26 protein-coding genes and 1 pseudogene are annotated in these 18,619 nt (G+C 44.6%); 8 read left to right on the top strand and 19 right to left on the bottom strand.

The window, feature by feature from the left end; all coding sequences use genetic code 11:
* Nucleotides 1-225: 225 nt before the first annotated feature.
* Entirely contained in the window at nucleotides 226-876 is a 651-nt protein-coding gene (locus tag ACRRS1_RS17575; RefSeq protein ID WP_432456145.1) for a 7-cyano-7-deazaguanine/7-aminomethyl-7-deazaguanine transporter, read from the top strand.
* A gap of 130 nt (nucleotides 877-1,006) precedes the next feature.
* Here ACRRS1_RS17575 and ACRRS1_RS17570 read toward each other — a convergent pair whose 3' ends face one another.
* Nucleotides 1,007-1,447, bottom strand: a complete 441-nt coding sequence (locus ACRRS1_RS17570) for a DUF2059 domain-containing protein (RefSeq protein WP_432451899.1) — start codon at nucleotides 1,445-1,447, stop codon at nucleotides 1,007-1,009.
* A gap of 159 nt (nucleotides 1,448-1,606) precedes the next feature.
* Between ACRRS1_RS17570 and ACRRS1_RS17565 the strand changes: the two genes are divergently transcribed.
* Complete coding sequence (locus tag ACRRS1_RS17565; RefSeq protein ID WP_432451900.1) at nucleotides 1,607-2,038, top strand: DUF3859 domain-containing protein; 432 nt, start codon at nucleotides 1,607-1,609, stop codon at nucleotides 2,036-2,038.
* Between the two features lie 153 nt (nucleotides 2,039-2,191).
* Here the strand turns inward: ACRRS1_RS17565 and ACRRS1_RS17560 are convergent, their stop codons facing one another.
* Nucleotides 2,192-3,094 (bottom strand): LysR family transcriptional regulator, encoded by a 903-nt coding sequence (locus ACRRS1_RS17560; RefSeq protein WP_432467253.1) that lies wholly within the window; start codon nucleotides 3,092-3,094, stop codon nucleotides 2,192-2,194.
* Nucleotides 3,095-3,185: 91 nt separating this feature from the next.
* Between ACRRS1_RS17560 and ACRRS1_RS17555 the strand changes: the two genes are divergently transcribed.
* Nucleotides 3,186-3,461 carry a DUF1330 domain-containing protein gene (locus tag ACRRS1_RS17555; protein WP_432451902.1) on the top strand — a complete coding sequence of 92 codons (276 nt, stop codon included), beginning with the start codon at nucleotides 3,186-3,188 and terminating at the stop codon, nucleotides 3,459-3,461.
* A gap of 77 nt (nucleotides 3,462-3,538) precedes the next feature.
* Here the strand turns inward: ACRRS1_RS17555 and ACRRS1_RS17550 are convergent, their stop codons facing one another.
* The 4 genes from ACRRS1_RS17550 to ACRRS1_RS17535 all read right to left on the bottom strand — a co-directional run bounded on the left by ACRRS1_RS17550 (nucleotide 3,539) and on the right by ACRRS1_RS17535 (nucleotide 5,602).
* The gene (locus tag ACRRS1_RS17550) at nucleotides 3,539-4,138 is read right to left on the bottom strand and encodes a glutathione S-transferase family protein (protein ID WP_432463753.1); all 600 of its coding nucleotides are present in this window, start codon (nucleotides 4,136-4,138) and stop codon (nucleotides 3,539-3,541) included.
* Nucleotides 4,139-4,431: 293 nt separating this feature from the next.
* Nucleotides 4,432-4,914, bottom strand: a complete 483-nt coding sequence (locus ACRRS1_RS17545) for a DUF4865 family protein (protein ID WP_432467254.1) — start codon at nucleotides 4,912-4,914, stop codon at nucleotides 4,432-4,434.
* Nucleotides 4,911-5,300, bottom strand: coding sequence for a tautomerase family protein (locus ACRRS1_RS17540; RefSeq protein WP_432451905.1), 390 nt, complete (start codon nucleotides 5,298-5,300; stop codon nucleotides 4,911-4,913). Before ACRRS1_RS17540 ends, ACRRS1_RS17545 begins: the two co-directional genes overlap by 4 nt.
* Nucleotides 5,301-5,305: 5 nt before the next feature.
* Nucleotides 5,306-5,602 (bottom strand): carboxymuconolactone decarboxylase family protein, encoded by a 297-nt coding sequence (locus ACRRS1_RS17535; RefSeq protein WP_432463751.1) that lies wholly within the window; start codon nucleotides 5,600-5,602, stop codon nucleotides 5,306-5,308.
* Nucleotides 5,603-5,720: 118 nt separating this feature from the next.
* Between ACRRS1_RS17535 and ACRRS1_RS17530 the strand changes: the two genes are divergently transcribed.
* On the top strand, nucleotides 5,721-6,608 hold the full coding sequence (locus tag ACRRS1_RS17530) for a LysR substrate-binding domain-containing protein (RefSeq protein ID WP_432463750.1): 888 nt from the start codon (nucleotides 5,721-5,723) through the stop codon (nucleotides 6,606-6,608).
* Nucleotides 6,609-6,767: 159 nt separating this feature from the next.
* Here the strand turns inward: ACRRS1_RS17530 and nhaD are convergent, their stop codons facing one another.
* Together nhaD and ACRRS1_RS17520 are read right to left on the bottom strand one after the other, a co-directional pair.
* Complete coding sequence (gene nhaD, locus ACRRS1_RS17525; RefSeq protein WP_432456146.1) at nucleotides 6,768-8,015, bottom strand: sodium:proton antiporter NhaD; 1,248 nt, start codon at nucleotides 8,013-8,015, stop codon at nucleotides 6,768-6,770.
* Between the two features lie 437 nt (nucleotides 8,016-8,452).
* Nucleotides 8,453-8,629 carry a PA3496 family putative envelope integrity protein gene (locus tag ACRRS1_RS17520; protein ID WP_432451908.1) on the bottom strand — a complete coding sequence of 59 codons (177 nt, stop codon included), beginning with the start codon at nucleotides 8,627-8,629 and terminating at the stop codon, nucleotides 8,453-8,455.
* Between the two features lie 323 nt (nucleotides 8,630-8,952).
* Here ACRRS1_RS17520 and ACRRS1_RS17515 point away from each other — a divergent pair, with 323 nt between their 5' ends.
* From ACRRS1_RS17515 to ACRRS1_RS17505, 3 genes are all read left to right on the top strand, one after another.
* On the top strand, nucleotides 8,953-9,528 hold the full coding sequence (locus ACRRS1_RS17515; protein ID WP_432460021.1) for a cytochrome b: 576 nt from the start codon (nucleotides 8,953-8,955) through the stop codon (nucleotides 9,526-9,528).
* On the top strand, nucleotides 9,525-10,097 hold the full coding sequence (locus tag ACRRS1_RS17510) for a YceI family protein (RefSeq protein WP_432463749.1): 573 nt from the start codon (nucleotides 9,525-9,527) through the stop codon (nucleotides 10,095-10,097). Before ACRRS1_RS17515 ends, ACRRS1_RS17510 begins: the two co-directional genes overlap by 4 nt.
* Nucleotides 10,098-10,427: 330 nt before the next feature.
* On the top strand, nucleotides 10,428-10,763 hold the full coding sequence (locus ACRRS1_RS17505) for a DUF3634 family protein (protein ID WP_432451911.1): 336 nt from the start codon (nucleotides 10,428-10,430) through the stop codon (nucleotides 10,761-10,763).
* A gap of 385 nt (nucleotides 10,764-11,148) precedes the next feature.
* On the opposite strand, the gene ACRRS1_RS17500 is transcribed toward ACRRS1_RS17505, so the two are convergent.
* Nucleotides 11,149-12,054: a LysR substrate-binding domain-containing protein gene (locus tag ACRRS1_RS17500; RefSeq protein ID WP_432451912.1), complete on the bottom strand. Its 906-nt coding sequence runs from the start codon at nucleotides 12,052-12,054 to the stop codon at nucleotides 11,149-11,151.
* A 188-nt stretch (nucleotides 12,055-12,242) separates the two neighbouring features.
* Between ACRRS1_RS17500 and focA the strand changes: the two genes are divergently transcribed.
* Nucleotides 12,243-13,784: a formate transporter FocA gene (gene focA, locus ACRRS1_RS17495; RefSeq protein ID WP_432467255.1), complete on the top strand. Its 1,542-nt coding sequence runs from the start codon at nucleotides 12,243-12,245 to the stop codon at nucleotides 13,782-13,784.
* Here focA and ACRRS1_RS17490 read toward each other — a convergent pair.
* From ACRRS1_RS17490 to ACRRS1_RS17445, 10 genes and pseudogenes are all read right to left on the bottom strand, one after another.
* On the bottom strand, nucleotides 13,781-14,551 hold the full coding sequence (locus ACRRS1_RS17490) for a tetratricopeptide repeat protein (protein WP_432467256.1): 771 nt from the start codon (nucleotides 14,549-14,551) through the stop codon (nucleotides 13,781-13,783). The genes focA and ACRRS1_RS17490 overlap by 4 nt on opposite strands.
* Nucleotides 14,527-14,988, bottom strand: a complete 462-nt coding sequence (locus ACRRS1_RS17485; RefSeq protein ID WP_432467257.1) for a hypothetical protein — start codon at nucleotides 14,986-14,988, stop codon at nucleotides 14,527-14,529. Before ACRRS1_RS17485 ends, ACRRS1_RS17490 begins: the two co-directional genes overlap by 25 nt.
* Complete coding sequence (locus tag ACRRS1_RS17480) at nucleotides 14,978-15,250, bottom strand: energy transducer TonB (protein ID WP_439036017.1); 273 nt, start codon at nucleotides 15,248-15,250, stop codon at nucleotides 14,978-14,980. Before ACRRS1_RS17480 ends, ACRRS1_RS17485 begins: the two co-directional genes overlap by 11 nt.
* Before the next feature lie 32 nt (nucleotides 15,251-15,282).
* On the bottom strand, nucleotides 15,283-15,669 hold the full coding sequence (locus tag ACRRS1_RS17475; protein WP_432451915.1) for a hypothetical protein: 387 nt from the start codon (nucleotides 15,667-15,669) through the stop codon (nucleotides 15,283-15,285).
* Nucleotides 15,669-16,079, bottom strand: a pseudogene (locus ACRRS1_RS17470) (ExbD/TolR family protein). The gene ACRRS1_RS17475 and the pseudogene ACRRS1_RS17470 overlap by 1 nt, the downstream one beginning before the upstream one ends.
* Entirely contained in the window at nucleotides 16,080-16,379 is a 300-nt protein-coding gene (locus ACRRS1_RS17465; protein WP_432451916.1) for a MotA/TolQ/ExbB proton channel family protein, read from the bottom strand.
* Between the two features lie 18 nt (nucleotides 16,380-16,397).
* A complete protein-coding gene (locus ACRRS1_RS17460) occupies nucleotides 16,398-16,613 on the bottom strand; it encodes a hypothetical protein (protein ID WP_432451917.1) in 216 nt (71 codons plus the stop codon).
* Complete coding sequence (locus tag ACRRS1_RS17455) at nucleotides 16,614-17,258, bottom strand: MotA/TolQ/ExbB proton channel family protein (protein ID WP_432451918.1); 645 nt, start codon at nucleotides 17,256-17,258, stop codon at nucleotides 16,614-16,616.
* On the bottom strand, nucleotides 17,183-17,848 hold the full coding sequence (locus ACRRS1_RS17450; RefSeq protein ID WP_432467258.1) for a hypothetical protein: 666 nt from the start codon (nucleotides 17,846-17,848) through the stop codon (nucleotides 17,183-17,185). Before ACRRS1_RS17450 ends, ACRRS1_RS17455 begins: the two co-directional genes overlap by 76 nt.
* Before the next feature lie 51 nt (nucleotides 17,849-17,899).
* Nucleotides 17,900-18,424 carry a DUF3450 family protein gene (locus tag ACRRS1_RS17445; RefSeq protein ID WP_432451920.1) on the bottom strand — a complete coding sequence of 175 codons (525 nt, stop codon included), beginning with the start codon at nucleotides 18,422-18,424 and terminating at the stop codon, nucleotides 17,900-17,902.
* Nucleotides 18,425-18,619 lie beyond the last annotated feature (195 nt).

Raw genomic sequence — 18,619 nt, 5'->3', positions numbered from 1 at the left:
CTACGCAGAGGCATGACCGCACGCCAGCGCAATGACGCAGTGTAACTAAGATTGCCTAGGAAGCGAAAGAGTTGCGTGTTTGGTTTGCTTAAAAATTGCGAATCAGGTGCTAAAAAGTTGCAGGCCTAGGTGCCACTAGTACTTGCAGAGCGTTCACTGTTGTGGAATAATCCTGCGCCCTTGGGTTCTCTTACCCCAATTATCAAAAAGATAGGTCGTACTATTATGTGGTTTTTACAATTATCTGAGGCTGAACGCCGCAGTGTTTTTATCTTGGCTGTGTTTCACATTGTGACTATTGCTGCCAGTAATTATTTGGTTCAACTTCCCTTCACTATTTTTGGTTTTCACACCACTTGGGGTGCGTTTACTTTCCCGTTTATTTTTCTTGCCACCGATTTAACGGTGCGTTTATTTGGTGCCAGTCGCGCACGGAAAATCATTTTCTCGGCTATGTTACCGGCGCTGCTAGTAAGCTATCTGGTTTCAGTGTTGTTTTATCAAGGCCAATTTCAAGGTTTAGCGGGCTTGCTTACTTGGAATAGTTTTGTTGCACGGATCGCGCTCGCTAGTTTTATTGCCTATGCGGTTGGTCAGCTATTGGATGTGAAGGTATTTGACCGTTTACGCCGTTTAAAGCGCTGGTGGATAGCACCGACAGCCTCAAGTATATTCGGCAATGTAGTGGATACCTTGTTGTTTTTCGGGGTGGCTTTTTATGCCAGTAGTGATGCCTTTATGGCGCAACATTGGCTTGAAATAGCATGGGTTGATTATGGTTTTAAGTTAGCAGTTAATTTGGCTTTATTTGTGCCGCTATACGGTATGTTGTTGCACTTCTTACAAAGCCGTTTATCAGTGCTTAGTCCCGCCTAATTAATCGCAACATGGCTTGAGAGTCATCGCCAAAGAGCTGGTTACAGCTCTTATTAGAAGATTCCGAGTCTTTAAGTTTTAGGGCGCGTCTGCTCGCTTGGATGCCTACCCGTCAAAATAAAGTGCTTGCTTAGGGCTGGCCCGATTGTTTGGCTGCCATTGCTTTTTTCAACATGGCCTCGAGTTCACCGTGATGCTGCTTGGCGACCAGCGCGCTGGCGACAGCCGTTTCACGCATTAGCGTTGCGTTGAGCGCTTGAGTTTTTTGTCCCAAAGGGGTCTTGTAAAATGCAACCAACTGCGCCAGTTCTTCATCGGTGAAGTGTTTTAAATAGACTTCGGCAATTTTGGGTTTCATTTCTTCCCAGGTCAGATAATTATTGGCCCATTCGTTTAATATTGCCTGGAAGTCTTTTAAGGGCGGGTTTTGTCGCATTAATGCCTTGTTTAGATTACTGCGGATCGCTGCCATTTGTTGTTCACTATCATTGAGTGCGAGCAGGTCATCAACGGGGGTCGCTTGTAGTGAGAAACTGGCAATGATTAAGGCGGCACCGATAAAGGTTTTCATAAGGTCATCCCTGATTACTATGAGAGTGTGGGCAACACAAAGTCGCACTTGATAAGGACTAAGCCTACACTGTCTAGACCAAGGGGGAAAGCATCTGCGTGGCAGTTTTAGCCTCGTTTAGGCTAGAATAAATGATTTTTAAGTCTGCAAAAGGTGTCCATGGCTAAATCGAAACCTCAAGTAAAGCTACATAGTTACGGAATTTATAATCAGTGGGATAGTGAGGCCAAGGCGCTACCACAAATTGTTGAGTTTACGCAGCGAGTTGCCGCGCAAGTGGATGTCGAGTTTGGCTTGATTGTGAATATCAAAAAAGCCAAGGGGCAAAAGTTACGTTATTGCATTTATCATCCTAATATTCCAGATGATCATGGTCGAGTCCGCCCTCCATTTGATGGGGAAGTATATGTGCGCAATAACGATTGGGACTTCTATTTAGGGGATACAATTTGGCCACCAGTGAGCAATAAGCTGGGGACGTGGCGAATGACCATCGAATTGGCTGGCCAGCTGATTGCCGATAAATCCTTTGAACTCTACCAAGACCAACCCGGAGATCCACAGCAGTTTTATCGTCGCCGAGGGATGTGAGTGTTTACTTGTATCCAAGCATTAGCCATTACGCTCCCTCGCCGAACTATTATACTGGCTTTCATGCTATTTTTTCGGTCGTTTATTTGTTAGCTAAAAGCGAGGGAGGCTGCGCTTGAATTACGAGTGGATAAAAATGCCTAGCAGTTATCGCTATAGGCTAGCCTTGGCGAAGTAGTGACGGAATAATTGATAGAAGCGAGTGACATGTATTGGTTTCTCGCCTTTATATTGATGTAAAAAATAAAAATGCCAAGCTTTTCCTCTCACCTCTGGTAGCACTCGAATGATTCGTCCGTTAGCGAGATGAGATTGCGCTAAGAACTCCGGAAAAAATGCGATCCCCATATCATGCAATACCATCTCAAGTACTGTTGCCAGTGTATTTACTCGGGCGTGATGTGTCACTTTCACTTGTCGTTTATTTGCTTGATTATTATCAAATAATTGCAATTCACCATGTTGCCAAGGGGTCGCGATAAACTGCTGTTCGATTAACTGTTCAACATCTTTTAAAGTACCATGTTGTGTGATGTAGCGAGGTGAAGCGATTAATATCTCTGATACCTTTCCTATTGATAGTGCTCGGTAGCTGCAGTCTTTTATATTTCCCCCAAAAATTGCCGCATCTAGGTTGTGCTCTATCAGATCTTGCCATTTTCCCGTGACAAGAACTTCAGGCTGAAGTTTTGGAAACTCTAAACTCAACTGTTTTAATGCAGGAATAACAATATGTTGCTCAAAAAACGGAGGGACGGATACTTTAAAGCTACCGCTAGGCTGCGATTTGGCACTATTTAACTCAATTAAGGTCATATTTAGTTGTTCGCTAAATAATTCACTGCGGGCGAGTAACGCTTCTCCAACGGCTGTTAATACAAGACCTCGAGTATTACGTATCAATAATTGTTGACCGGTTGTTTCTTCTAAGCGCTTAATTTGTTGGCTAATTGCCGACTTACTCAGGCCAAGCTTGTTAGCCGCCTTTGTAAATGAACGTTGATTGGCCACTTCAACAAAAATTAATAGTAAAGGCGCTAATTTTACGCTGTTCATAAATTTAAACAGTAAGTTAATTATTGGGTTATTGTTTAGTGTTAATCGTAAGCATAAGCTATGTCAACTCAATCATTTAAGGATTTAGAAAATGACAAGTTTAGTGATCGTCGATGTGAGCCCTATAGATAAAACGCAACTATCAAAATACAGCGCCCTAGCTGCTGAAACATTGAAAGCCTTTGGTGGGCACTTCATCGCCAGAGGTGAAATAGAGAGCTTACATGGTGAAGTTGAGCACCCAATTAAAGCCGTCATCGAATTTCCAGACAAGAAAAGCGCCCAAAATTGGTATAACAGTGCAGCATATCAAGCGATTATTCCAATCCGAGAGCAAGGGATGCGCAGTCAGTTTCATCTCGTTTAAATTTGATTTAAACCGCCGGAGTGGCATGACCGAGGTAGGCAGCGCTAGCTGGAGGTGAAAGACCTCCGGCTAGCCGATTATGTTGGTGGTTCCGAGGTCGCTACTCTTTGGTTTTTTCGAATGAACAGCAAGTGCTGATTGTAAAATTCACTTTCGATACAAGCATGTTGCAACGCCTTCTTGTATATTGAAGCTACAAATATATCTGCCAGACTAAAGTGTGTACCTATAGCATATCCCGATTCATTACAGAGAGTTGCGCTTAGTCGTTCAAGGCAATGTATAATCCAATCTCCGCGGAGTTTTCGTTTAGATGGTTCATCGAGCTCAGGACGAAAAAATTTGAGCACAGTTCTATTTTGAGGTGAATGAATACTTGAGTTTACGTATTCACAAACACGACGAATATTGGTTTTTTGGTTGATATTTTGACTAAGTAAAGGACCGTTCTGAAATTTTTCCTCTAGATATTCGGCGATAGCCATCGATTCCGAAAATACAAAACCATCTACAGCCAAGGAGGGAACATAGCCAAAAGGGTTAATGGCTCGATAGCTGGTTGCCAATTCATTGGCGCTAAGCTCAATTTTTTGGTGTGGGATAGCTTTGAAATTGAGGATCCATTCTACTCTTTGCGAGCTATTTGATCCTTTCGCGCTATACAGCAATACTTCCATGTTTCCTCCGAAAGTATAAGTGTTGATTCAATAAAGTCCTTTATGCTAACAAGGGAATTTACTATTTTAAGGCTGTTGGAGAAACTCATATTACCACTTTCATTAGGATTTTAAGGAATTGAACGTATATCGACAAACGATAGATGCTCATAGGAAAGGACTCGTAGAAAGCTGAAAATGAAGAATACTAACTGACCTCACCGTGAACTGGTCGTTGCTTGGGAGGATGATAATAGGCAGTGATTGCGGGCGCATCAGCAGATAAATGACTGCTGATGCGCAAGTGCTGAGTTTTATTGGCCGCGAGCGAGATAGCCAATTTGGTAATATTGTTTTTGCTCACTTGGCTGGGTGCTGGCTTGGTTGAGCCAGTTCAGCTTCAGCGAAGACCAGTTAGAGCAGTCGAAGCCAATCAGATCGGCTGTATCTGTGCTTGTTGATTCGATACAAGCGTAAGCTTGCTGCTCTGGCATCTTTATTTCACCTTCAAGTAGCCAGCTTTTCACCGAAGGGCGACCGAATTGCTCACTCAACGCGGCAAAGCCAGGACTGCGCAAAAAGCTCGCCATTGCTGAGGTATCTTTCCATAGGTAAAAAGAGGCGTAACTATTGACCGTACTGAAGTAGTCTGGACTATCTTTGATTGAATATAAATAGGCCTTGAATACTAATCCGGGGTAGCCATCGAGTAGATGGGCTTTTTCTTTAATCCTTGTTTGAATATTGACCATGTTGTAATCGGCCGGAAGGATAATTCGATATTGCATGGCTATCATAGAGCCTCCGTAGTGAATATCTGACCTTGACTAAAAGACCAATCTTCAGCGTGGTTGAAACAAATGACCACCATTAAATCGGCAGGCGCGAGGTCCAATTGTTGCTGACACTGCTCTGCCAATTGTTGGTACAAGTTTTGTTTTTGCAGGCTGCTCCGCGGGCGCCCAGCGGTGATTTGAATGAGCACATAATCATCGCTTCTGCCGGGACTCAAATAGGTGGGGTGAATGACTCGATTCTCGCTCTCATATTCATCAAATAGTTGAAAACAATCATTGGTCGGTACTGCAAAGCAAGACGCTAAGCTTTGTTGTAGGATCTGGCTGAGCTTTTGTTTGTAGCTGCGGTTGTGTCCGCGGAGTAAAGATATTCTGACCATTGGCATGGAACTTACTCCTGTGGTTCGATACGAGAGAGGCTACTGACCGCCGCTGGCCAACCTGCGTAAAAAGCCAAGTGGGTGAAGAGTTCCCCCAGCTCTTCCTTGGTTAAGCTATTTTTTTCTGCCAGGGTTAAATGAAACGGCAGTTGTTCGGTTCGGCCTAAAGCTGCCAGTGCCGCTAATGTTATAAGGCTGCGCTCTCGTGGACTTAATAAGGGGCGCTGCCAAACATCAGCAAATAAGACTTGCTCGCTCAGTTGTTTTAATTTTGGGGCATAACGAAATAGTTGTTCGGTGTTGTTCATGATCTTTCCTCGAATTTTGGGGTTGCTACTTGAAATACCCATTGATTCTGGCATGATGTGTTGATACATAAAATCAAAACATTTTTGATTAATTGTTTTGAATTTCAGGATAGTTTGAGTGAGCCAACAAACCTTAGATCTTCAGGCCTTACGTAGCTTTGTATTGGGCATGGAATTAAACAATTTCGCGCTTGCTGCCAAGCGCTTACATCGTTCAAGTTCTGCGGTGAGCGCTCAATTAAAGAAGTTAGAGCAGCAGACGGGTTGTCCCTTAGTTAAAAAATCAGGTCGCCAGCTGTTGCCGACTGATAGTGGAGAGCAGTTGCTTAGTTATGCAAGACGCCTATTAGCATTAAATGATGAAGCGATGGCGGCTTTGGTGGTTCCCGAGTTAACCGGGAAGCTGCATTTTGCGATGCAGCAAGACTTTTCTGAGAGCTTTCTGACTCAAGTGCTGGGACAATTTAGTCGCGCTTATCCGCAAGTTCAATTGTGTACTAGTGTGACCCGTAATCAACAGTTAGTTCAAGGCATTGAGCAAGGGCAATATGACTTAGCGCTGGCCTGGGATGCCGGTCAAAGTTGCGCTAATCAACAAGTTTTGGGTGCGCTTCCCTTGCTGTGGTTAAGCCATCCTAACTTGTCGCTGGAGTCATTGTTGCGACGTCGACAAGCCCTACCTTTGGTGATGTTTGAAGCACCCTGCTTAATGCGGGAGAAGGCCACTGCAGCACTCGATAAAGCGGGAATTCCCTGGAAGGTGGTTTATAGCAGTCAGAGTTTGAATGGAATCTGGGCTGCGGTGGAGGCGGGTTTGGGGGTCACCGTACGCACCAGCATTGGCTTGCCAGCCAGCCTTTTGGCCATTGATGATTTATTGCCATCCTTGGGGAATTTAGGATTATTAATGCATCGCACCGAGGGAGCGGAAAAGCCGGAAGTTGTTCGATTAGGAGAGATTGTGCGCCAGCAAGTCGTTAGTCGCTGTTTAAAGTTGCCGGCTTAAGCCCGCATTGTTGATGGTGAGTGAGGTTTGTTGCATGGTGATGATGCAGGCTCGCGATCAAGCATTTAAGCCTAGTCAATGGTTCGTCTCAGGGCCGCCCTGAGCAGGGCAGCCCTTGCTTTAATGAATCACAAATGGCACTCAAAATTGCGCTCGTATTTAGCCCATCATTAGCGTGCTAAAGTAATACACTGCGGCATAACCCACGGTGTAAGAAATCAGCAAATACAGGAAGTAGCGTAAATAACTACCAAAGGTTAAACCATCAATTTTACTCATGGCAACAATGCCTGCAGCTGAGCCGATCACCAGTAAGGAACCGCCCACACCAACTGCGTAAGTCAAACCCAGCCAATCTGGCGCTGACATGCTAATACCGGCTTTCAATAAGGCCGCGGTGAGTGGCACGTTGTCGATGGTGGCAGACATTGCGCCCATTAGATAGTTAGCGGCGATTGGTGGTAAGACTTCGTATACCGAAACCAGCTGGTCGAGTACATCTATTTCTTTCAGCATGCCAACCAATAGCAAGATCCCGAGGAAGAATAGTAGGGTTTCAAATTCAATGACTCGAATGTATTCCAAAATCGAATCTTCGTCTTGGTCTTCGTTAAAGAAGCGGGCGGTGAGGAACATTAACGACATGCCAAATAGGAAACTAAGCACAGGCGGGATTTGATAGAGCGCATTGCCAAAAATGGTACAAACAATAGTTGCTAGAAAGATCATCGCAATAACCGCATCTACTTTGCGAACTTCGGTAATATGACGTTTGATTTCAATCGTATCTTTCATGCCAACAGAGAGCATTAGTGCTAACAGTAATACCGAGAAGAACGAAGGGATCGACAGTAATAATAGATCGGTAATGGTGACCTTATTGGCAAGGAAAATCATCAAAGTTGTAACATCACCGGTGATCAATGCTACCCCACCAGAGTTGACTGCAAATACCACCAGAGTGGCAAAACGCAGGGTTTTCTTGCGGCTTAAGTTGAGCGATAGGATCAAGGTAACCGAAACGAGTGTGGCGGTGATGTTGTCGGCTAAGGAAGAAAAAACGAAACAGAAGACAGCAGTTAGAAACAGTAGCGCTTTTTCACTAATTTGTTTTGGTAAGAAAAAATAGATAAGATTTTCAATCATACCTTTTTTATTTAAATAGGCTACGAAGGTCATTGCCGCCACAAGGAATAGCCATAATCCAGCAATTTCTGAGATGTTTTCCCCAAGCCCATCGATGACTTGTTGATGCTGCTCCCCCTGTCCCTGAAAGATGAATAACAGGATCCAGGCCAAAGTCCCCAAAAACAGTGTGACCTTGGCTTTATTGACGTGAATTACATCTTCTAGAACTACACCTAACAGCGCCAGTACGGCGAAGCTGATCAGTACTACCTCTAAGATTGGAGACATCTTTTTTCCTTGTTAATTAGCTAATGGGTCGGCATTGCTTAAAGCGATCGTCGGCCAATGAGTGCGGCAAACAGCTATGGAGAAGCGCTGTTGATAGAATAAATTGACGGCGAATTATAGGACTAAAGTGCCAGCAGAAAAAGCCTTGTAGCATTTTAGATCCATTTTTTTTACAAAACTCTTTTTATTCATTTACTTGTCGCTGTGGGTGTTTGAATTGTGTTGAGCTTTGTGGGTTGGTGTAACAAAGGGCGGTTGGCTGTAGTTTAATTGGGAGGTTAGAGAGGAACTCAGCGAGGATGATAAGCTTAGTTGATCAGGGGGACTCAAGCAGCCAAGATTTTGGCTGCTTTTTTGCTTCACCGTTAAAAATCAGGGAAGCCCGAAGCTTCCCTGATTGTTACATAAAAGGTCTGCATTACTACCGATTAGTAGTCGTCATCATAATCTTGATCGAGATGGCGTTGTAACTGCCTACGCTCGTGGTATTCATCAATGCGGCGACGAGCTTTGGCTTTGTCCCGCTGAGTTTTATGACTTTTTGCGTTATGGAGTAGGTCTAGTTCGTCCCATTCGTCCATATCGTCAAAGCTTGGTTGTTTCATAAATCTGCTCCAACACTGACTTCATCGAGTTCAAGCGCGCTCTCATTATCTCTGGCTGTTGTGAGATACGAAAAATGTACCTTAAAAGTATAGCCTTGAAAGTGAAGCTTTTGTTAAGTCTTAACACTTTTGCGTAGTGGGTCGAGCTTGCTTTTGTCAGGAATTCCATTACCTTTGTAGCTGAATGTAGTGTGATGTGGTCTTGCTGTTATCTTTGCTTCTAATAAATAGAACATTCCTTAACATTAAATTCGATTTTATTAGATGGCGTTATCGGTAATGCTAATCCACTAGAAAATGTTAAAGCAACAAAAAGGACTGTTATGCAGTTTCGTAATACCGCCAATGGCTATGGTTTCATCTCGATTATGATCCATTGGCTCGCCACCATCATTGTGCTGATGTTGTTTGGTTTGGGCCTGTTCATGGTGGATTTGAACTATTACTCGAGTTGGTATCAAACCGCGCCGATGATCCATAAAAGTGTTGGGATCTTATTGTTTATTTTAATGGTTTTTCGCTTATGTTGGCGCTACTTAAATCCTCAGGTCTTAAGCCTTGAAAACCATCATCCCTTGGAAAAACGTGGCGCTAAAGTCGGGCATTTTCTGCTTTACTCTGTGATGTTTGTATTGATGGTTTCTGGTTATTTGATTTCCACTGCCGATGCTCGTCCCATCTCTGTATTTGATTGGTTCGAAGTGCCGGCTACCTTGCATGGTATTCCTCAGCAAGAAGAATTTGCAGGCAAAGTACATGCGTTTCTTGCTTGGAGTTTAATCGCTTTGGCGGCCGGGCATGCCTTGGCTGCTGTAAAACACCACTTTGTAGATAAAGACCGAACATTAATTAGGATGTTGAAACCCGCTCGTATACTAATGAAAGGAATAAAAAAATGAAAAAACAGTTTATTGCTGCTGCATTTGCGGCAAGCATGTTCGCTTTACCGGCCAGTGCCGCAGATTATGTCATTGATACCCAAGGCGCTCATGCCTCGATTAACTTTAAGGTTAATCACTTAGGTTACAGTTTTGTGGTTGGACGCTTTGATACTTTCGATGGTGAATTTAGCTATGATGCGGCTGCTCCAGAGGCGACTCAGGTGAAAGTTAATATTGATACTAAATCGGTAAATACCAATCACGCTGAGCGTGATAAACACATCCGCAGTGGAGACTTCCTAGAGGTTGATAAATATCCGCAAGCGGGCTTTGTGAGCACCAAGTATGAGGCCAGTGATGCAGAACATGGCAAGTTGTACGGTCAACTTACCTTACGCGGGGTGACGAAAGATATTGTGATTGATGTGAGCAAAGTTGGTGAAGGTAAAGACCCTTGGGGTGGTTACCGTGCTGGTTTTGTTGGTTCAACCCAGTTAGTGATGAAAGATTATGGTATTCCGATGAATTTAGGCCCTAAATCCACCTCTGTAGAAATGGATTTAGTGATCGAAGGTCGTAAAAAGTAATCCTGTTGTAGCCTAAATGCGCAGCATAGCCTCCTAGCTAAGATGCCCAAGTGAATATCTAAACTTCACTTGGGCATTATTTTCTCAAAACCTACCCTGCTTCTTGGTTGTGACTTTTAACCGATGGAGAAGTATTTTCTTGAAACGGTTTTCAGTCTATTTATTTGTGGTTCCCCCTATCAAAAACACATAAATTTTTGATTAATAGCCAAAAATTTATGTTTGCCATTGTCTTTCTGAGGCATCACATTTACTCTTATTGAGTTTTTTATCTTCATATCTGAGCGATGTAGAACGGATTAGCTGAAAGCTCAACACAAGGAGTGTGGTGTGATAATTGGTATTATGTTTGGTTTAGTCATCGCTGCGGTATTGGTTTATCGACTGCGCTACATTCATTGTACTTTTGTCTGTGAGCTACGCTCTGGCAAAGTGAATGTTATCAAAGGCCATCTACCGAGCTCATTTATTTATGATTGCCGCCAAATGATGCGGGGAAGAAAAGTACTCGGTTTAATCAAAGGGATTGAAAGCAATCAACGATTACATTTGCATTTTTCTTCGTCTATTGATGTGGCAGACCAGATCTATTTGGAAAAGCAATTTCCGCACAAACTTTATAGTCAAAAAACTTCAGAGACCAGCAGTAGCGTTTTTCTCGATTAGCCTGCGGCCTATTACCGAGCTTTTTTACTCTGGTGATGTTATCGACCCATCACTTCAACTGTTGTGATATATGGCTGTTTTTTAGCGCTTTAGCTTTTTGGGTAAAGTGAGTAGATGAGGCTGATTTAGAGCGCGTTTAATAGTTTTTATCAACCATATACAAAATATCATGCAGAACATCATCGATAAGGCGAGCGCTATATTTTCGAGGGTTGAGAGTTCTTTTGCTGGCCAGCCATGGTTGGCCATAGCTGGGTTCGCTATAAATAATGTTGCAGCCGATGCTGCGAGAGTCAATTGATGTTTCATAAAGCACCATATGTTAAATGATAACCATTCGCATTTAGTGTATAGTGCTTTTTCTCAATATACAAGTGACTTTTGTTTATAGGTGAGAGGTGCGTAACTTAAACATTCTTTTTGCTTCCGTAATGACTAAGTCGCGCAGCGGGTTTTCTGGTGTATCGTTCCGCCAAATAAAAGACAGTGAGCGTTCAATGTTAAGTTCAGGTACATTGAGTACGACCAATTCGCCACGCTCTAAAGCTTTTATCACATCCAGATAGGGCAGGCAGCTAAGATAACTATTGTTAGCGACCAAAGAACGAAGCACCGGTACATGCTCATATTCGCGATGCACTTTTAGGCTTTCGATGGTGCCTTGAATGGCACTATCAAATACTCGTCGTGTGCCTGCTCCGGGCTCACGTAATACCCAACGTGCTTGCTCCAACTGAGCAATGCTGACTTTTTCGAGTTTGGCGTAAGGATGGTGGGAGGCGGCAACAATCACTAAGTGATCATTACACCAGATGTGGTGAGCGATACGGTCGTCATCACAACGCCCTTCAATGACCCCAAGTTGGTAGTCGTAGTTAATTAAGCCATTGATCACTTCAGCTGTATTTTCTACTGAAAAGTTAATTCTCAATTGAGGGAAATCGTTATCGATCGCGCTAATTAGGTCGGGGATCAAGTGTTCCGCTGCGGTTTGGCTGGCGCAAAGTTGTAGTTCACCACTCACCAAGTGCTGGTTTTCGAAACCTTCTTCTATTTGCATTGCATCGAGTAATAGCTGTTTGGCTTTGGGTCTTAGCCATAGACCCCATTGACTTAATACCATCCGTTTGCCTCGACGGTCAAACAAGGGTTTACCTAACAGTTTTTCTAATTGTGCGAGCGACATGCTGGCTGCTGACTGGGTTAATGCGAGGTGTTCAGCTGCTGCGCTGACACTACCATGGGTGGCAACGGCTTCAAACACGGTTAATTGCTTTAGGGAATAACGCATTAATCACTCCAGTGAGTATCGGATGACGGCCAACTTTCAAGCCTAGCATAGTAAAGCTAAGTGCTATCAATAGTTTTGATAGCGGTCATAAAAATTATGCGCTTACTGCGGAGCAATTATCTGTTTAAGGTAGTGTCACGATTAGCTACCGAGCGGCTGAGCTGCTTTCAATAAAGGTTTTTGTGGGAATGAATCAACAGCAACCCGAGCGTTTTAATGCCCCATTTGTAGTATCAACAAGTAAGCCAAGTGCCTTGCCTGTTCATGCTTCAAATGCTGCTTTAAGCCCGGATCAAATGACACAGTACGCCGAACAGTATGCCTATAAGAAGGCGAGTGGCAGTACTGGTAAAACTTTGAGTTTAGCAATTAGCGCAGGAATATTTATTGGTCTTGCTTTCGTTTTCTACATTACGGTGACCACTGGCTCAGGACAACAATTGGGCTGGGGCTTTAACCGCCTATTTGGAGGTTTAGCATTTAGTTTAGGTTTGGTACTGCTAGTGGTCTGTGGCGGTGAGTTATTTACCAGTACGGTATTGTCTATTATTCCTCGGGCCAACGGTAAGTTGAATACTCGGCAGATGCTCGCGAACTGGAGCAAGGTTTATTTAGGTAACTTTATTGGTGCCATCTTACTGGTTGGAATTGTCAGTGGCGCCAAGCTTTATCAATTGGATCATGGACAGTGGGGCTTAAATGCCTTGGCGATCGCACAACACAAATTAGAGCACAGCTTCTTGCAAGCCGTATTGTTGGGAATGTTGTGTAATTTGTTGGTGTGTTTAGCGGTATGGATGACCTTTAGTACCACGTCGAGTGCAGCCAAGGGCGCATTAGTGATTTTGCCTGTGGCGATGTTTGTGAGTACCGGTTTTGAACACATCGTGGCCAATATGTTTATGGTGCCTTTAGGGATCGCAATTAAAACTTGGGCTGAACCATCGTTTTGGAGCGATTTAGGGATTCAATCCAGCGCTTTTGCTCATCTTACTTGGTCAAACTTTTTTTGGCACAACGTCATTCCAGTCACTATCGGTAACATCATTGGTGGCGCAGTGATTGTGGGCTTGGGCTATTGGTCAATCTACCACCGTAAGCCACAAGCAAAAATCCATTCAAGTTCTATATCTGTTTTATCAAATCAAATTTCTGGTCCTATCGGAGAACCAATTATGCAAAACTTAAAATCGATGACTGTTGCCGACATTATGTCACCGGTAACCACCCCCTTAAGCCCGGATATGACTCTGGCGACAGCCTGTGATGCATTGTTGGCGAATGGCTTGTTTGGCTCTGTGGTCGTGAATCAACAGATGGAATTACTTGGGTTTGTTTCTGAATTAGAAATTTTACGTAAGTTATGGCTGGAAGATTACAGCAAACCAAGTGCGACTAACGTAGAAAGTATCATGCAAAAGGACGTAATGACCGTGGCTCCTAATCATAATTTACTTAAACTAGCAGAATATATGAGTGTTGATGTTGCTCAAGTGTACCCCGTTTCTGATTCAGGTGTATTGTTGAGCAGCACTCATCAACCACTTGAAGAGCGGCTACGTAACAGCAGTGTTTACCGTCCGAAGATTTTCCCTGTTGTTGATAACGGTAAGTTAGTCGGTGTTGTTACTCGTCATCAAGTACTGAAAGCCTTGCGTCCAGCACTCGGTGCGCCAGCCAAAGTTGAAGCCGAGACTTTTAAAGCAGTTGCTGAATCATCAGTAGCTTAAGGTAAACTAAGCGTTTGTCGCTGCTGTAAATAGCGCAGCACTTGTTGGCTGATAGAGGCGGTTGAAGATGATTCTCCCGCCTTTTTTAATGCCTGCTCGGCCTCGGGATAAGGTTGTAATTCCAGATAGAGCAAACCGAGGTTCAAGTCGTTGTGGGCTGGTTCGGTGTCGGGATAGTCAAGCGCTCGCTGTAAGCTATTGATACTTTGCTGCCATAGCCTTTGTTGCGCTTGTGCATAAGCGAGCTGTTGATAATGTTTCCCGTTCGGCTCAAGATTGAGCGATTGACTAAAACAGCTGGAAGCTTGCGGGTAGTCTTTGGCGCTTAGCCATAATTGGCAGCGTTTTTGGCGTAGTTTGGCTTGCCCTGCCATGCGCCCTTGCTGCATGCCTTGTTGTAATACCAAAGCTGCTTGATAAGGCGCGCCTTGGCTTTGCCATCGTTGACTGAGTAAAAGGTAGGGTTCGCTATTTTCAAATAAGTTGGCTTGAAAGGCTTGCTGTAAGTAAGCCAGCGCTTTATCGGGCTGTCGTGCTTGTTGTAACAGTGCTACCAGAACCAGATAAGCTTGAAGTTGCTGTCCTTGCCTCAATAATACTTGCTGTTGCACTCTGATGGCTAAAGGCCAGTGTTGTTGTTGGCTATAAATACTGACAGCCAGTGGTAGCCAAATTAAAGGAGGCACCGCGGGTTGTTTGGTTAAAGCTTGAGCGATGTGTTGTTCTGCTTTATTCCAATGTCCTAGCTGAGCATGCGCCTGCGCCAAGTAAAATTCACTATCGGCCAATACAGGGGGGGGAGCTGTTGTGCTTGCCAAAGGGAAAAAGACGTAATGGCGGCCGACCATTGCTGCTCTTGTAATTGTAGCTGCGCAATTTGGTAGAGAGTGCTGTTTTGTTGGTCATCGGAAAGTTGCTGTAAATGGTAAGCCTCTTGCAAATTGTTGAGCGCTTGAGCATAAGTTTGCTGTTCCAGAGCAACTTGACTTCGATAAAGCAAAGCAACGGTTTGTGCGTAAGCCCGTTTTTGTTGTTGATATTGATGATTTAACTGCTTGAGATAGTGTTCGGCCTCTGTGAATCGTTGTTGTCGCAGTCGTTGTGCGGATTGTAGCTGACGGCTTTCGCTTTGACTTAATTTGGCCGCATTGCTGCTAAATGAAATAAATATAATTGATAGTACGATTAAGTATTTACTGTTCATGCAAATTAAACTCAGTCAGCTGGCGCGTTATAAAGCTTACTGACCGTTGTTGTTGATACTTAATGGGGAAACGCCAGTTCTGCACGGCACGGCGTGCAGCCTGTTCGAATATCAGGGCAGGCTCGGCCGCTAGTACTTTGATGCTTGAAGCCTTTACTCTGCCATCGGAGCCGACCATAAATTCTAGTTCAACCTTGCCTTCGAGGTTGCGTCGTTGCGCATTGAAAGGATATTGCGGTTTTACTTGGTAGCTCGGTTGAATTCCGAGTATGAGGCGAAGCGCCTTGCCTTCGCTCAGTAGGTTATTGGGGAGCTTAGCTCGGCCTTGGTCACGCTTGCGGTAAGAGCCGGTAGTTTAAGGGGGCTAAGACTAACTTTAGCGAGGGGGAGAGCGATCGCTGAAACCGAGAGTTCTATATTTGCTTGTGTTTGGTGAACACTGGTTGCTGGTGGACTGAAATGAAACTCCGTTGTGGTTGGCGCTAAATGAGGCGGTACCAGAGGTCGACGCTGAACCAATTCGGGCTTGCGGCTGTGGCGTTGAGCAAATAACTGTATAGCAGCTAAGGGTTGCGCTTGGGGGAGCGGCACTTGTTTGAGTCCCGAGATGTTAGCCAGGAATACAAAAAAACTGCCCGCTACGAGCAGGCCTGCGGGAAAGGCGAATAAAAGGCGTAACATTAAGGTTGACTCGCTTGGGTTGCTAGGCGATAAGGAACTTTGGCTAAGCGAAGTTGAGCTAAAAGTGCCACCAATTGCCCGGTTGTGGATTGTTGGTCGGCCTTGACTAAGATGGCAAAATTGGTCCGCTGCGTTGTTAATTGCTGAAGTTTTGTCTTGACCAAGCGTAGGTCGGTGCGCTGGCCATCGAGTTCAATATTACCATCGGCGGCTAGGCTTAAGTGGCTGGCCGAGTCATTTTGTCATTGGCCAGTCTGCGCACTTGGAGGATTCACTTCGATACTACTTGCTCTGACAAAACTGCTGGTGACAATGAAAAAAATCAGCATGATGAATACGATGTCCAGCATTGGTGTCATGTTGATCTCGGCGTCTTCTTCCGGTTTATTGATGATATCGCGCCGTTTCATCTAGGCATCCCTTTTTATATTCGCTGGACGTCGTTGCAGCGCTAACTTACTGCGAGTGGTCCAGCGTTTAATATAAGTAAAATTGATTAAGCCGATGACGGCGATACTCATGCCTGTCATCGTGGGCAAACTTGCCCGAGCAATGCCTGAAGACATTAAGCGTGGATCGGCGCTGCCCGCCAAGGCCATATTGTCAAAGACTTCAATTATGCCACTGACGGTGCCGAGCAAGCCCAATAAAGGACACACACTGATTAGCGTTTTGATTAAGTTCAGGTGTTGATTCAGTTTAAGTTCCATATCGCAGCGTAGGTTAAGTCATTGATCGCGGTGTTCTAGGCCTTTTAGCTGAGTTTGGTAAGCCTTGTGTTGGGCTGGATAGCTGATCAGTCGAAACCAGTCACGTTCCAATAATAGGCTCGCTAGTAATACCGAGAGGCCGAGTAACAACGATAAAACCCACCCTCCGAGATGCAACAGCAGATGTAGGCTGTCGAGGCTTGAGTGCAGCAACATCAGGCCATGCTTCATCATTTATTTGTCGACAGCATTGCTGGACGGTTCGTGTCGGTGTTGCTGAGCAAGCAGCGCTAAACCTTTCTGTTGAATCACTTGCAGTAATATTCGACTGCGAGCGCTCATCAGGCTATGGCAAAACAACAAGGGAATAGCGGCGAGTAGGCCCAGTACTGAGGTGATCAAGGTTTGTGAGATCTTTGCCGCTAGAAATTTAGGATCGCTACTCCCATAAGGGCTAATATTTTGGAAAGTCGTGATCATGCCTAACACCGTGCCCAGTAGACCCAGTAGCGGAGCGAGCCCAGCGAACAACTTGACTAAACTTTGGCCTCGCTCAATCTTTGGTAGTTCGCCTAATATTGCTTCATCGATACGTAGCTCTAAGTCCTCTAGGCAAGAGCTTGGTCCTTGGGCGGCGCTTAATACCCGAGCTAAGGCGTTATTGGTAGACAGCTGTTGGGGATGATTTAATTGTTGTCGTACTCTCCGTTCATTTTGTAAGAGTATGAAAAGACGGAATAAACCGACTACTAAGTCGACTAGTGCGAGCACCATGATTAGCCCAGCTACGGGACCGGCTTGTTTTAGTCGTTGTTGCCAGTTGGCTTGTTGCTTGGGTTGGCGGGGATAGAGCTGTAATTTTTTAGTGCTGCCTGCCATTCCAAGTATTGGCCCTGTTGATTGATAATATTAAAGCTACCAATTCTTAGTAAGTGCTGTCGCTGCACTTGACCATCGCTATCGATCATATCGGTATCAAAAAAACTGATACTGGCTGAATATTGCAGTTGTGCCAGTAACACCCGAGGGAATTGTTGTATCTCGGCCGCAGTGGGAAGACCTTGACGTTTGGCAAAGTCTAAACGCTTGCTGGCATCGGGGTACTCTGCTGCCACTAAGGATTTATCTAAGGCTATTTGGTTTTCTGTCGCCTTGGCCTTGATCAGTTCAAATACTTTTCCAAGTTGGCCACTACTTTGTTGAAGTTGCTGCTGGCTCAGGCTCATTGCATGTTCATTGTTCACAAACTGTTGTTTTAACAGCTGTTGTGTGGCTTCAGCCTGCGCTAAACGTTGGCGAGTTTGCTGTAATCGCAGTCGTTGTTGTTGAAGAGCTTGCTCAAATTGCTGTTCGCGTTGCTGGTTTAGTGCTTGGCTTTGGCTGAGCTTGAGTTGATTATTCGCCCAGCAAGTGATGTTATTGAAGCTGAGCTGCGAAATCATCAGTAATTTGGCCGGAGACAAATGCATTTTATGGTTCCGACTTGTTGATGTGGTTTGATGGAGGTGGTATCGGTAAGCTCAGTAGGCGAGGCGCTTGTCGTTCTCAAGCAATAGCGATGGCATCCTTAAACTGAGGTTGTCTGTAGGGCTTAAAATTTGCCATTGTTGCGTCGCTGGATCCCACAGTGCCGACTGCTGTGCGTTGAGCGTTTGATAGTATAAAGCGGTGCGATCAAGCCGAAAGAAATTGACCTGACGCTCGTTGAGCATGGCTTGATATGCCTCGATGGTCTCCCCATATTCCATTTCGATTTGGTAAGCATCTAATACTTGGCGATATTTTTCTGCCAAGTTCATATCAGCTCTGTTTAAAAGTTGCACGAGGTCCTGTAAGCGTAGCTCTCGTTCTTGGCTCAGAAATGGCAGATCTCTGGCGACAAATGGTGTGAGTTCATTCAACATCTGATGCACCAAGGGAAGGGCATGTTGTTCGCTTTGGGCTAAGGACGTGAGATCGCCTTTGAGTTGCTGTAACTGTTGTTGCTGCTGAAGGAGCATGGCATGTAAGTGCAGGTTATATTGCTCTAAGAGTTCGCTTTGCAAGCGTAATTGACGTTTTTCATTGAGGGTCGCTTGACGTTGTGCATCTAATTGATCGATTTGCTATTGTGAGCTTCGATTAAGTTGTTGGAGCTGGCGTTGATCTGCCAGCTTTGAAGGCATTAAGTGTTGCTTATTTGCTAGTACACTCGCTGAGGCCAGTAACAACGTAAATAGCATCAAATATTGATTCATATC

Source organism: Agarivorans sp. Z349TD_8, assembly GCF_050870825.2.
Lineage (GTDB): Bacteria > Pseudomonadota > Gammaproteobacteria > Enterobacterales > Celerinatantimonadaceae > Agarivorans.
This window is presented reverse-complemented; position numbering and strand designations above follow the sequence as displayed.

Excerpts from the sequence above, each read along its gene's own strand:
- ACRRS1_RS17570 (WP_432451899.1), bottom strand. The coding sequence starts at position 1,447 with ATGAAAACCTTTATCGGTGCCGCCTTAATCATTGCCAGTTTCTCACTA.
- ACRRS1_RS17565 (WP_432451900.1), top strand. The coding sequence starts at position 1,607 with ATGGCTAAATCGAAACCTCAAGTAAAGCTACATAGTTACGGAATTTAT.
- ACRRS1_RS17515 (WP_432460021.1), top strand. The coding sequence starts at position 8,953 with ATGCAGTTTCGTAATACCGCCAATGGCTATGGTTTCATCTCGATTATG.
- ACRRS1_RS17460 (WP_432451917.1), bottom strand. The coding sequence starts at position 16,613 with ATGATGAAGCATGGCCTGATGTTGCTGCACTCAAGCCTCGACAGCCTA.
- ACRRS1_RS17510 (WP_432463749.1), top strand. The coding sequence starts at position 9,525 with ATGAAAAAACAGTTTATTGCTGCTGCATTTGCGGCAAGCATGTTCGCT.
- ACRRS1_RS17555 (WP_432451902.1), top strand. The coding sequence starts at position 3,186 with ATGACAAGTTTAGTGATCGTCGATGTGAGCCCTATAGATAAAACGCAA.
- ACRRS1_RS17450 (WP_432467258.1), bottom strand. The coding sequence starts at position 17,848 with ATGCATTTGTCTCCGGCCAAATTACTGATGATTTCGCAGCTCAGCTTC.
- ACRRS1_RS17500 (WP_432451912.1), bottom strand. The coding sequence starts at position 12,054 with ATGCGTTATTCCCTAAAGCAATTAACCGTGTTTGAAGCCGTTGCCACC.
- ACRRS1_RS17475 (WP_432451915.1), bottom strand. The coding sequence starts at position 15,669 with ATGTTACGCCTTTTATTCGCCTTTCCCGCAGGCCTGCTCGTAGCGGGC.
- ACRRS1_RS17545 (WP_432467254.1), bottom strand. The coding sequence starts at position 4,914 with ATGATAGCCATGCAATATCGAATTATCCTTCCGGCCGATTACAACATG.
- ACRRS1_RS17560 (WP_432467253.1), bottom strand. The coding sequence starts at position 3,094 with ATGAACAGCGTAAAATTAGCGCCTTTACTATTAATTTTTGTTGAAGTG.
- ACRRS1_RS17520 (WP_432451908.1), bottom strand. The coding sequence starts at position 8,629 with ATGAAACAACCAAGCTTTGACGATATGGACGAATGGGACGAACTAGAC.
- ACRRS1_RS17535 (WP_432463751.1), bottom strand. The coding sequence starts at position 5,602 with ATGAACAACACCGAACAACTATTTCGTTATGCCCCAAAATTAAAACAA.
- focA (WP_432467255.1), top strand. The coding sequence starts at position 12,243 with ATGAATCAACAGCAACCCGAGCGTTTTAATGCCCCATTTGTAGTATCA.
- ACRRS1_RS17455 (WP_432451918.1), bottom strand. The coding sequence starts at position 17,258 with ATGGCAGGCAGCACTAAAAAATTACAGCTCTATCCCCGCCAACCCAAG.
- ACRRS1_RS17465 (WP_432451916.1), bottom strand. The coding sequence starts at position 16,379 with ATGGAACTTAAACTGAATCAACACCTGAACTTAATCAAAACGCTAATC.
- ACRRS1_RS17550 (WP_432463753.1), bottom strand. The coding sequence starts at position 4,138 with ATGGAAGTATTGCTGTATAGCGCGAAAGGATCAAATAGCTCGCAAAGA.
- ACRRS1_RS17485 (WP_432467257.1), bottom strand. The coding sequence starts at position 14,988 with ATGAACAGTAAATACTTAATCGTACTATCAATTATATTTATTTCATTT.
- ACRRS1_RS17540 (WP_432451905.1), bottom strand. The coding sequence starts at position 5,300 with ATGCCAATGGTCAGAATATCTTTACTCCGCGGACACAACCGCAGCTAC.
- ACRRS1_RS17575 (WP_432456145.1), top strand. The coding sequence starts at position 226 with ATGTGGTTTTTACAATTATCTGAGGCTGAACGCCGCAGTGTTTTTATC.